Annotated in this window: 8 protein-coding genes and 1 pseudogene; 6 read left to right on the top strand and 3 right to left on the bottom strand. The window is 68.8% G+C overall.

What is annotated here, in order from left to right; translation table 11 throughout:
- Positions 1-51: 51 nt before the first annotated feature.
- Positions 52-1,320 carry an MFS transporter gene (locus RCH12_RS06700; protein WP_103432332.1) on the top strand — a complete coding sequence of 423 codons (1,269 nt, stop codon included), beginning with the start codon at positions 52-54 and terminating at the stop codon, positions 1,318-1,320.
- Positions 1,317-3,464: an MMPL family transporter gene (locus tag RCH12_RS06695; protein ID WP_327016403.1), complete on the top strand. Its 2,148-nt coding sequence runs from the start codon at positions 1,317-1,319 to the stop codon at positions 3,462-3,464. Before RCH12_RS06700 ends, RCH12_RS06695 begins: the two co-directional genes overlap by 4 nt.
- Before the next feature lie 22 nt (positions 3,465-3,486).
- On the opposite strand, the gene RCH12_RS06690 is transcribed toward RCH12_RS06695, so the two are convergent.
- Positions 3,487-4,353: a helix-turn-helix transcriptional regulator gene (locus RCH12_RS06690; RefSeq protein WP_327016402.1), complete on the bottom strand. Its 867-nt coding sequence runs from the start codon at positions 4,351-4,353 to the stop codon at positions 3,487-3,489.
- A gap of 131 nt (positions 4,354-4,484) precedes the next feature.
- Here RCH12_RS06690 and RCH12_RS06685 point away from each other — a divergent pair.
- The 4 genes and pseudogenes from RCH12_RS06685 (at position 4,485) to RCH12_RS06670 (ending at position 8,371) form a co-directional block, all read left to right on the top strand.
- Positions 4,485-5,498, top strand: a pseudogene (locus RCH12_RS06685) (zinc-dependent alcohol dehydrogenase family protein).
- A complete protein-coding gene (locus RCH12_RS06680) occupies positions 5,498-6,697 on the top strand; it encodes an MFS transporter (RefSeq protein WP_327016401.1) in 1,200 nt (399 codons plus the stop codon). Before RCH12_RS06685 ends, RCH12_RS06680 begins: the two are co-directional and overlap by 1 nt.
- A 68-nt stretch (positions 6,698-6,765) precedes the next feature.
- Entirely contained in the window at positions 6,766-7,254 is a 489-nt protein-coding gene (locus RCH12_RS06675; RefSeq protein WP_327016400.1) for a heme-degrading domain-containing protein, read from the top strand.
- A 175-nt stretch (positions 7,255-7,429) separates the two neighbouring features.
- On the top strand, positions 7,430-8,371 hold the full coding sequence (locus RCH12_RS06670) for a pseudouridine synthase (protein ID WP_327016399.1): 942 nt from the start codon (positions 7,430-7,432) through the stop codon (positions 8,369-8,371).
- Positions 8,372-8,389: 18 nt separating this feature from the next.
- Here the strand turns inward: RCH12_RS06670 and RCH12_RS06665 are convergent, their stop codons facing one another.
- Both RCH12_RS06665 and RCH12_RS06660 read right to left on the bottom strand, forming a co-directional pair.
- Positions 8,390-8,893 carry a SixA phosphatase family protein gene (locus RCH12_RS06665; protein WP_207795551.1) on the bottom strand — a complete coding sequence of 168 codons (504 nt, stop codon included), beginning with the start codon at positions 8,891-8,893 and terminating at the stop codon, positions 8,390-8,392.
- Between the two features lie 94 nt (positions 8,894-8,987).
- Positions 8,988-11,327 (bottom strand): arylsulfatase, encoded by a 2,340-nt coding sequence (locus RCH12_RS06660; RefSeq protein ID WP_327016447.1) that lies wholly within the window; start codon positions 11,325-11,327, stop codon positions 8,988-8,990.
- Positions 11,328-11,378: the final 51 nt, after the last annotated feature.

Here is an 11,378-nt window from a genome sequence, read left to right as displayed (position 1 = left end):
GGTCGATGATTGCATCGTGACGGGACGGGGTGCGCTGATCGGACCCGGGTCGTGAACCCGGCGTCCCGGCGCGTCCAGCGCACCTACCTGATCCTGCTGCTCGGCAATACCCTGGCGGCCTCGTTCATCTGGGGCATCAACACGCTGTTCCTGCTCGACGCCGGGCTGAGCAACTTCGAGGCGTTCGCCGCGAACGCGTTCTTCACCGCGGGCATGGTGATCTTCGAGATCCCCACCGGGGTGGTCGCCGACACCGTGGGACGCAAGGCCTCCTACCTGCTGGGCACCATCACCCTGTCGGTGACCACCGCGCTGTACTGGATGCTCTGGGTCTGGCAGTCGCCGTTCGTCTGGTGGGCCGTCGTGTCGGTGCTGCTCGGCCTGGGCTTCACCTTCTTCTCCGGTGCGGTGGAGGCCTGGCTGGTCGACGCGCTGACATCGACCGGATACGCCGGCAGCCTGGAGGCCGTGTTCGGCCGTGGGCTGGTGGTGACCGGTATCGCGATGTTCGCCGGCTCGGTGCTCGGCGGGGTGATCGCCCAGGCCACCAATCTCGGTGTGCCGTTCCTCGTGCGCGCCGGGGTGCTCGTGGTCATGTTCGTCTATGCGTTCCTGGCGATGAGAGACCTCGGCTTCACGCCGGACCGCTCGCGGGGCCCGCTGAAGGCGACCCGGCTGGTGCTCACGGAGTCGGTCGAGCACGGGCTGAAACGGCGGTCGGTGCGATACATGATCCTCTCCGCCCCGTTCGCCTCCGGGGTCGGCTTCTACGCCTTCTACGCGCTGCAGCCCTACCTGCTCGAACTGTACGGCGACCCGTCGGCATACTCCATCGCCGGGTTGGCCGCCGCGATCCTCTCGCTGGCGCAGGTGGTCGGCGGCGTCGTGGCGCCCCGCATCCGCACCCTCTTCGCCAAGCGCACCAGCACCGTGATCGGCGCCTCTCTGCTCAGCGTGGTCTCGCTCGTGGTACTCGGGCTGAACAACCTGTTCTGGCTCGCGGTGGTGTTCCTGATGATCTGGGGGTTCGTGTTCGCGGTCGCCGAACCGGTGCGGCAGGCCTACCTCAACGACATGATCCCGTCCAAGCAACGCGCCACGGTGCTCTCGTTCGACTCGTTGTTCGGCAGCCTGGGCGGCGTGTTCATCCAGCCGGCGCTGGGCCGCTCCGCCGACCTCTGGGGTTACGGCGCTTCCCTGATGATCGGCGGCCTGGTGGAACTCATCGGTGTGCCGATCATGCTCGCCAGCCGGCGTCAGAACGATCCCGCCGACTCCAGGACCGTGCAGACGGGTGCGCCCGCGCCCGAGGCGCCGTGACGGTCGACATGCACACATTGCTCGAGCGATACGGCGTCTTCGCGGCCGGCCATGCCTGGCGGGTCATCGCGCTGTTCCTCGCGGCCGTCGCGCTGGTGGCGGGGTTCGGGCTGGGCATCGGGCAATCCACCGACGACACGGTGACGCTGCCCGACAGCGAGAGCACCGCGGCTCAGGACCTGCTCAACTCGGCGTTCCCCGACACCGCGAAGGGATCGGGCACGATCGTGCTCTCCGGCGACGCTGGGGCGTTCTCGTCCCCGGACGGCACCGCCGCCCTACAGTCCCTGGCCGCCAGCATCAGCGACGACCCGCACGTGACGCAGGCCGTGCTCGTGCCGACGGCGATCAGCTCCGACGGCAGCGTGGCCTACCTCAGCGTGTCGTTCGACGTGGAAACGCGGGAGGTCACTCCGGAGATCGCCCAGCCGGTGCTGGACACCGCGACGAAGGGAGCACCGTCCGGGGCAACGGTGCTGCCCGGCGGTCAGATCGCCAAGACCCTCGCTGCCGAGCCCACCCACGGTGCCGAGGTGGTGGGGCTCATCGCGGCCGCGATCATCCTGCTGCTGTCGCTGGGCACCGCGGTGGCGATGGCCCTGCCGATCCTGTCGGCCCTCCTCGGCCTGGTGTTCGGGCTCGGCGCCATCGCCCTGCTCAGCCTGCTGGATGCCATCCCGACGGTGTCCGGAACCATCGCGGCGATGCTCAGCCTCGGCGTGGGCATCGACTACTCCCTCTTCCTGGTCACCAAATTCCGGTCGGTGCGGGCCACGGGAGCACCGGTGCCGGTCGCAGCCGGCCGCGCCATGGCCGGCTCAGGCTCCGCCATCGTGTTCGCCGGGGTCACGGTTATGGTCGCCCTGGCCGGCCTCGTTCTGGCCGGGGTGCCGTACCTGAACTCTTTGGCCTGGGTCGCCGCGACCGGCGTGGCCTGCGCCATGCTCACCTGCCTGCTCCTGCTGCCCGCCGTCCTGGGTCTGCTCGGCGACCGGATCGAGCGTCTGGCGCTGCCCAAACGCTCCGCACGACGGGAGAAACCCGGTGTCTGGCACCGGATCGGCGCGGCCACCTCGAAGCGGCCCTGGCTCTCCCTGGCCGGCAGCCTCCTGGTACTCGGAGCGCTGGCCTTCCCGGTCACCGCGCTGCAGCTCGGCCAGACCGACGACGGCAACGCGCCGACGAGCCAGGTCACCCGGCAAAGCTACGACGTGCTCAGCGATGCCTTCGGGGCCGGGGTCAACGGCCCACTGCTGGTGATCGCCACCCTGCCGACGCCGGAGCCGAGCGGCCAGTCGGTGCCCGCCGACCCGGCGCTGGCGAATCTCACCACGGCCTTCGGCTCCACCGACGGCGTGGCCAGCGTGGTCGGGGCGACGGTCAGTGACGACGGCACCGCCGCGCAGTGGTCGGTGATCCCCACGACCGCCCCGAGCGACCCCAAGACCGCCAAACTGGTCGAGAAACTGCGCAACACGGTGATCCCCGGCGCCCAGGGCGACCTGGATCCGCTCGTCGGCGGGCAGACGGCGGCGAAGGCCGACTTCGCCGGCATCATCGACGCGAGCCTGCTCACGGTGATCATCGCCGTCATCGCGGCCAGCGCCGTGCTGCTGTTCTTCGCGTTCCGCTCCGTGGCCATCCCGCTCACCGCCGCGGCCATGAACGTGGTGTCGATCCTGGTGGCCTACGGGGTGCTGGTGTTCGTCTTCCAGGAGGGCAACGGCATCCAGCTCACCGGTCTGGACGCGCCGGTGCCCATCGAGGCGTACGTGCCGCTGCTGCTGTTCGCCGTCCTGTTCGGGCTGTCGATGGACTACGAGGTGTTCCTGCTCAGCGCCATCCAGGAGTCCTGGCACAGCTTCGCCGACAACCGGCGCGCCGTGGTGCACGGCATCGGCAGCACAGGCCGGGTGATCACCTCGGCCGCGCTGATCATGGTCAGCGTGTTCATCTCGTTCGTGCCCAACCCCGACCCCGTCGTCAAGATGTTCGGCGTGGGCCTGGCGGTGGCCGTGCTCGTCGACGCGACGCTCGTGCGCGGGGTGCTGGTGCCCGCCGTGATGACGGTGCTCGGCCGCGCCAACTGGTGGCTGCCGGCCTGGCTCGACAAACGGATGCCGCACCTCACCATCGAAGGCTGACCCGGCCCCGGCGCCCCTCGGGTCAGTCGGCGGCGACGCTGGTGGCCGCCCAACTGGCCAGCAGGCGCAGGCGATCGGCGCTGGGCGAGCCGGGCTCGGCGGTGTAGATCATCAGCACCGAGCCCGGATCGGCGGTGATGGCGAGCTCCTCATAGGCCAGGGTGAGCTCGCCGACCACCGGATGGTTGAACCGCTTCGTGCCGGCACCGTGCGTGCGCACATCGTGGGCGCCCCAGAGCGTGCGGAACGTGTCGCTCTGGGTGGACAGCTCGCCGACGAGGTCTTGCAACCCTTTGTCGTTCGGGTCCCGGCCGGCCTCCGCGCGCATGATCGACACGCACATCTCGGCGAACACCTGCCAGTCCGGGTAGAAATCGCGGGAGGCGGGGTCGAGGAACTGGAACCGGGCCAGGTTGGGTGTGCGCCCGGCGTCGCCGATGACAGGGGAGTAGAAGGCCCGGCCCAGGTCGTTGGTCGCCAGGAGATCCTGGTGCTGGTCGCGCACAAACGCGATGCCTTCGGTGATCGTGCCGAGCGCCCACTGCAGGCTCGGCCGGCTCACCGGGTTCCGGCTCGCGCGCCGGCGGACGCGTCCGGACAGCGGGATGCCGTCGGCGGCCCGCGCGAGATTGAACAGGTGGCTGCGTTCGGTGTCATCGAGCTGCAGCGCCCGGGCGATGGAGTCGAGCACCGACGAGGACGCTCCCGCGATCGCACCGCGTTCGAGCTTCGCGTAATACTCCACGCTGACGCCGGCCAGGGTGGCAACCTCGGTGCGCCGCAGCCCGGACACCCGCCGATTCGTTCCGGCGGGCAGGCCGGCCCGTTCGGGGGTGATCTTCGCGCGCCGCGACATGAGGAATTCGCGCACCTCGGCTTGATTGTCCATAGCCACGACAGTACGTCCCCCTGACACGACGTGGGGTGCTCTGCTGGTACACCCCTGCGCAGGGACTCCCGCCCACAGAGCGTCGACGGTTCACTTGAGAAGGTACCAACAGCGACCGAAGGAGCATCCACATGCGTGGAGTCATCATGTACGCGCCCGGCGACGTCCGGATCGAAGACCGTCAGGACCCGACCATTCTTGAACCGACCGATGCGATCATCCGTCTCACGGCCACCTGCATCTGCGGGTCGGACCTGTGACCGTACCGGGGTGTCGAGCCCGTCGACCACACCGCGATGGGCCACGAGTACGTCGGCATCGTCGAAGAGATCGGCGACGCGGTGCGCTCTGTCAAGGTGGGTGACTTCGTCGTGGGATCCTTCGTGCTCTCCGACAACACCTGCGAGATCTGCCGGTCCGGGTTCCAGTCCACGTGCGTGCACGCCGAGTTCGCCTCGGGCATGCAGGCCGAGAAGGCGCGGATCCCACTAGCGGACGGCACCCTCGTCGCGACCCCCGGCCAGCCTGACGCCGACCTGATCCCGTCGCTGCTGGCCGCCTCCGATGTGCTCGGCACCGGCTGGTTCGCCGCCGTGGCCGCCGAGGCCGGGCCGGGCAAGACCGTCGCCGTCGTCGGAGACGGCGCCGTGGGCCTGATGGCGATCCTCGCCGCCAAACAGCTGGGCGCCGAACGCATCATCGCCATGTCCCGCCACCCCGAACGGCAGAAGCTCGCCCGGTTCTACGGGGCGACCGACATCGTCGAGGAACGCGGCGACGCGGGAGTGGCCAGGATCAAGGAACTCACCGGCGGGCTCGGCGCGCACTCCGTGGTCGAAGCCGTCGGCACGCAGGAGTCGTTCATGCAGGCCGTCGGCGCGACCCGCGGCGGCGGGCACCTGGGCTACGTCGGGGTCAACCACGACGTGCAGATCCCCGGCATCCAGCTGTTCTTCGCCGGCATCCACACCCTCGGCGGACCTGCCCCGGTACGCCGGTTCCTACCCGACCTCATCCAGCTGATCTGGGACCGCACCATCGACCCCGGCAAGGTCTTCGACCTCACCCTCCCCATCGAGGAAGCCGCCGAAGGCTACCGGGCCATGGACGAGCGCCGCGCCACCAAGGTCCTGCTCACGTTCTGATGGACATCGTCACGACAGGGCCGGCTCCGGCGAGCGCCGAGACAACGCAGCGCCTACCGATCTTCACCCTGCTGATGCTGGCCGCCATCGGCTTCGTCCTCGTGGCGATGGAGACCATGCCGGCCGGCCTGTTGCCGGCGATCGCCGGCGGCCTGGGCACCACCGAGGGCACCGTGGGCCTGTTCGTCAGCGCGTACGCGCTGGGCACGGTTGTTGTGACGATTCCCGCCATCACGCTGACCAGGGGGATGCGCCGGAAGCCGCTGCTGCTCGGCGCCATCCTCGGGCTCATCGTGGCCAACACCGTCACGGCGGTCTCCAGTGACGTCACCCTGTCGCTCGGGTCACGATTTGTCGCCGGGGCGTTCTCGGGGATCGTCTGGGGGATGCTCGCCGCCTACGGGCGGAAGATCAGCCCGCCGCGGCAGGCCGGCCTGTCCCTGGCGATAGTGTCCGCCGGAGCGCCCGTCGGGTTCGCGCTCGGCACCCCGCTCGGGTCCTGGCTAGGGTCCGCGTTCGACTGGCGCTGGGCGTTCGTCGGTCTGAGCGTTGTGGCGGTCATCGCCGGTCTCCTGATCGCGCTGTGCGCCCCGGATGCCGACGGCCAGCCGGGAACCGCCAGACTGCCCCTGGTGCGGGTGCTCCGGATCCCCGGCATCACCGTGATCCTGGCGGTGATCTTCACCTGGATGATCGCCCACAACACCATCTACACCTACATCGCCCCCTACCTGCGGGCCACCGGCAGCGACCTCGCGGTGGACGTGCAGCTGTTCCTCTTCGGTGTCGCCTCGATCGTCGGCATCGTTCTCACCGGCGCGCTTCTCGACCGGCATCCGCGCCCGCTGCTGCACGGCAGCGTTCTACTGTTCATCGTGGCCGCCGTGATCCTCTGGGCCGGCCACGCGTCGACGCCCGCGATCATCGCCGCCACCGTGCTCTGGGGGCTCTCCTTCGGCGGAGCATCCGCTCAGCTCCAGGCCGCTTTGACCAGCACGGGCGGAGCCGACTCGGATGTCGCGAACGCATTCCTGCCCGTGGCGTTCAACCTCGCGATTTTCGCCGCCGGGATCCTCGGTGCCGCGCTGCTGACCCCGTTCGACGGCCTCGTACTGCCCGTCGTCATGGTCGTCTTCGGCCTGGCCGCACTACTGCTGACGGTGTACGGGCGCCGGTCCGCGTTTCCCGCCCGCCTGTGATCGCCAACCGGTATCGTGCTCGGTAGTGCGGCGCCGCTGTCGACACTCCAACGAAACCGGACTCTGCCATGTCGCTCGCCCCTGACCCCGCCGCCCAGGCCCTCCTGCCCCTGCTGGAGGCACAGAACACCAGCATCGGGTTCGCTTCCTTCGATCATGACGATGCCTTCAGGCTCGGCAGCGCGATCATGGCCCGGGCGGTCGCCGATGACCTGAGTATCACGGTGGCGATGTCCTTCGGCCAGCAGCGCGTCTTCCACGCAGCACGGCCGGGCACGACAGCAGACAACGACTACTGGCTCGACAGGAAGTTCCGCGTCGTGGCCCTGTACAGCGCGCCGTCCTTCCTGATCAGCACCAAATACCGCGCCAGGGGCCAGGACTTCAACGAGGTCACCGGTCTGCCTGTTGCCGAGTACGTGGCCGCCGGAGGCGCCTTCCCGCTGCGGGTGAACGGCTCCCTCATCGGCGCCGTCGGGGTGTCCGGCCTGGCCGAGAACCTCGACCACGACCTGGTCGTCTGGGCGCTCGAGGCCGCCAGGGCCGCCGCGGTCTGAGCACCGATGTCGGTCGCGCCCGCCCTTCGCGGAGAGAAACGCCCGGCTCGCGTTCGCTGCACCTCTGATGGCTCGCGGCACCCGCTATAACAGGCGCGGCGCGCCACCAGAGGTGCAGTGAAGACCTACGGGCTGGCTGGGGACCCCGGAGCCGCCCAGCACGTACGATCGGGGGATGCCCCCGCGCTCGCCCCTTCCCGAACGACACGGGCTCGCTGCGGCGTGGCTGTGCACCCCGGAGCGCGACCGGCCCGGCTTTCCGAAGCCGACCTGGTCCAACATGGGCGCCTGGCTCGAGGACCGGCTGGCCGAGTCCGTGGATGTGGCCGAGTTCCTCTCCGACGGCCGGTTCGTCTACGGAAACGGCGCGCCGGTTGCCGGCGCGGACCGCTACCGGCCCACCACCTTCGTCTGGTTTCACCGCGATCTGGCCGACGAACCGGTGGTTCCTGGCCCTCTCCACCTGATCTACCGGGATGAGCGGATCGTGGTGATCGACAAGCCGCCCTTCCTTTCCAGCATCCCGCGGGGACGGCATGTGGTCCAGAGCGTTGTGGTTCGCCTGCGCGCCCAACTGGAGTTGCCCGAACTCTCCCCATTGCACCGCCTGGACCGGGTGACCAGCGGCCTGCTGGTCCTGGCCACCGAACGCCGCTGGCGAGGCGCCTACCAGACCCTCTTTCAGCGCGGCGAGGTGAGGAAGGTGTACCGGGCGTTGGCTCCGATCGGGCCGAACCTCGGGCTTCCCGTCACCGTGCGAAACCACCTCCGCACCCGGCCGGGTCTGTGGCAGGGCGAAGTGGTGCCCGGCGCCCCGGTCAACGCCGAGTCACTGATCGAACTGGAGGGCGCTCACGGGGACGCGGGACAGTACCGGCTGACACCCCGCACCGGGCGCACCCACCAGCTCCGCCTGCACATGCTGGGTCTGGGCATCCCGATCATCGACGATCCGCTCTACCCCGTCGTGCAGGATGTCCCCGTGCACGACTTCGGGCGGCCGCTCCAGCTCCTGGCCAGCGAACTGGCCTTCACCGATCCGATCGACGGCGGGGCGCACCGGTTCGAGAGTGTGCGCCGGCTCCCGCTGACGGCGGAGGATGCCGGAACGGACTGACCCCGGTGGGGCATGGGCCTAGGCCAGTCCCGCCCGACTGGCCCGGCCGCTGGTCACAAGAACGGCCGTCGAGGCAACAAGATCCGCCCAAGGGCCCGGCACACCCAGCACGGCCAGGGCCGACGTCGACAGTGTGACGCTCTCGCCGGTGAGCACGTAGACGAGGTCTTCGAGTCCGGGATTGTGAGCCACGAGAATCACGTTCTGAAGCTCGTCGGGCAGTTCCCGCACAATCTGAAGCAGATCGTTGACGGACGCGGCATACGCACGGTCATCGATGCGCGCCTCGGGACTGTCGCTGAGTTCTGCCGAGGCCAGCGCCCAGGTGGCGCGAGCCCGAGTCGCGGGGGAGACGATGGCCAGGTCGATGGCTGGAACGTTCTCGGCCAGCCAGCTGCCGGCATCCGGTGCCTGGCTCTGCCCGCGGGGGTTGAGGGTGCGGTCGATGTCGGCCTCGCCGCCCGACCAGTCGGACTTGGCGTGCCGGAGCACGATGAGGGTTCGCTCACTGCGTGGGGTCATTCCCATAGTCTGCACCGCAGTGGTCAGACCCGTGAGCTCCCGGATGACGACCTGCTGCACTGTGGAGGCGGTGCTCCCTGCCGCATAGGGACGCTCACTGCCGGGCCATGATGATGCGGAACCGCTCCTCCGGGTCGATGAAGTGGTCGTTGTTGTCGTCGCCCAGGTCGATCTGCACCCAGTTGATCCGGCCGCTGAACCGGCTGCTCGCTGTGGTGTAGTCGGCCGTGACGGGGGTGCCGGATTCGTAGCCCACATCGGTGGTCTCGTCGGCCGAGAAGATCCTCGCCTGGGTCGCGCCCACCCGGCCGGTACCCACGGGCTTGCCGTCGTAGTAGAGAGTCACATCGCCGCCCTTTCCGAGCCCACCGCCGTCGTAGGCGAACTCCATCCGCACCTGGCACTGTCCCGTGGGGATCGGCAGCTCGGCCTCGGTCTTGAACTCCTGGATGCCGAGGACGTTGTACACGAACGTGGCGCGGCCGGCCTGGGCATAGAGGCTCCAGCCCCCGAACCGGCCGCCCTGGGCGATGATCACACCATCCGCCCCACCCTCGGCTAGGACCAACTCGGCCGTCACCGAGAACGACTTGTTCTTGATGCTGACCACGCTGTTCTCCGACAACCGGCCCATGCCGGCGAACAGGAGTTGGCTGTTCCCCCTGATCAGGGTCGGCCGGCCGGCCACCTCCGGGGTGGCCCGTTCAACGCCGCGGTCGTCGATCGGCAGCACGTTGTACTTGGTGGCCTCGATCAGCCAAAGCCTCTGCAGCTTGGCGAGCAGCTCCGGATTGTCGGCGGCCAGGTTCCGGGCCTGACTGTAATCGGTGTGGCCGTCGTAGAGCTCCCAGACATCGTCGTCGAAGGCGGGAATCTCGCCGCCGATCATGATCCAGGGGGTGCGGTGCTTGGTGACCGCGCTCCAGCCTTTGTAATACAGGCCACGGTTGCCGAACATCTCGAAGTACTGCAGGTCGTGGCGTTCCGCGGCGGCCGGGTCGTCGAAGGTGTACAGCATGCTCACACCTTCCATGGGTGACTGCTGCACGCCGTTGACCATCGTCGGCTCGGGCAGGCCGGCGGCCTCGAGAATTGTCGGGGCGATGTCGATGCAGTGGGTGAACTGCTCGCGCAGCCCGCCCTTCTCGGCGATCCCGGTGGGCCAGTGCACGATCGTGCCGTTGCGGGTGCCGCCCCAGTGCGAGGCAACCTGCTTGGTCCACTGGAAAGGGGTGTCCATCGCCCACGCCCATCCCACCGCATAGTGGTTGTAGGAGCTGGGGCTGCCGAACTCGTCGATTTTGGCGGCCATGAATTCCGGCGTCTCGAGCGCCGCCATCCCGTTGAAGTTCGCCATCTCGTTGAAGGCCCCGTTGACCGTGCCCTCCGCGGATGCTCCGTTGTCACCGATGATGTAGTAGATGATGGTGTCGTCGAGGATGCCGAGCTCGGCGACGGTGTCGATCACCCGGCCGACGTGGTGGTCAGTGTGCTCCATGAACCCGGCGTAGACCTCCATTTCCCGCTCAAGCGCGGGCTTGAGCTCGGCGGGCATGTCGGCCCAGGCGGGAATCTCCGCGTGCCGCGGGGTGAGGAGCGCGTCGGCGGGGATCACTCCGAGTTCCTTCTGCTTGGCGAAGGTGCGTTCGCGCTGCACATCCCAGCCGTCGGCGAATTTCCCGGCGTACTTGTCCGCCCACTCCTTGGGCACGTGGTGGGGCGCGTGCGTGGCGCCGGGTGCGAAGTACACGAAGAACGGTTTGTCGGGCATCAGGGCCTTCTGCGAACGGATCCAGTTGCTGGCGTGATCGGCCAGGTCCTCGGTGAGGTGATAACCCTCCTCGGGGGTCGCCGGAGGTTCCACCGGGGTGGTGCCGTTGTAGAGCGCGGGATCCCACTGATTGTTCTCACCGCCGATGAAGCCGTAGAAGGTCTCGAATCCGCCACCGGCCGACGGCCAGGCGTCGAACGGGCCCATCGGAGAGGACTGCCACACGGGCACCTCGTGGCACTTGCCGAACTGGGCGGTTGAGTAACCGTTCAATTTGAGGGTCATCGCCAGCGGCGCCTTGGTGTTCGGCCGCAACGAGCTGTTGCCCGGCGCCGAGGTGGCCGTCTCGGTGATGCTGCCCATCCCCACCGAGTGATGGTTTCGTCCGGTCAGCAGCGCCTGCCGGGTGGGTGCGCACAGTGCCGTGGTGTGGAAGCGGTTGTAAATGAGCCCGTTCGCGGCGAGTTTCTCGGCGTTGGGCGTGGCGCAGGGGCCGCCGAAGACGCTCGACGCACCATAACCGGCATCGTCGATGAGGATGACGAGCACGTTCGGTGCGCCCGCCGGCGGCCGCAACGGCTCGATCGGCGGGTATTGCGTGTCGGGGTCCTTCGCGTCGTAGGTGGTGAGTCCGGGTGCCGGGCGGTCGGGAATCGGCAGCATCGAGCGGGCATGGCGGTCGGGATTGGTCACGGGGGCCTCCTGGGTCTCTCG

The sequence above is a fragment of the Cryobacterium sp. MP_3.1 genome (assembly GCF_035984795.1).
GTDB lineage: Bacteria > Actinomycetota > Actinomycetes > Actinomycetales > Microbacteriaceae > Cryobacterium > Cryobacterium zongtaii.
This window is presented reverse-complemented; position numbering and strand designations above follow the sequence as displayed.

What these genes read in the sequence shown, in the direction of transcription:
- RCH12_RS06690 (WP_327016402.1), bottom strand. Translation starts at nt 4,353, where the DNA reads ATGGACAATCAAGCCGAGGTGCGCGAATTCCTCATGTCGCGGCGCGCG.
- RCH12_RS06680 (WP_327016401.1), top strand. Translation starts at nt 5,498, where the DNA reads ATGGACATCGTCACGACAGGGCCGGCTCCGGCGAGCGCCGAGACAACG.
- RCH12_RS06675 (WP_327016400.1), top strand. Translation starts at nt 6,766, where the DNA reads ATGTCGCTCGCCCCTGACCCCGCCGCCCAGGCCCTCCTGCCCCTGCTG.
- RCH12_RS06670 (WP_327016399.1), top strand. Translation starts at nt 7,430, where the DNA reads ATGCCCCCGCGCTCGCCCCTTCCCGAACGACACGGGCTCGCTGCGGCG.
- RCH12_RS06665 (WP_207795551.1), bottom strand. Translation starts at nt 8,893, where the DNA reads ATGACCCCACGCAGTGAGCGAACCCTCATCGTGCTCCGGCACGCCAAG.
- RCH12_RS06660 (WP_327016447.1), bottom strand. Translation starts at nt 11,327, where the DNA reads ATGCTGCCGATTCCCGACCGCCCGGCACCCGGACTCACCACCTACGAC.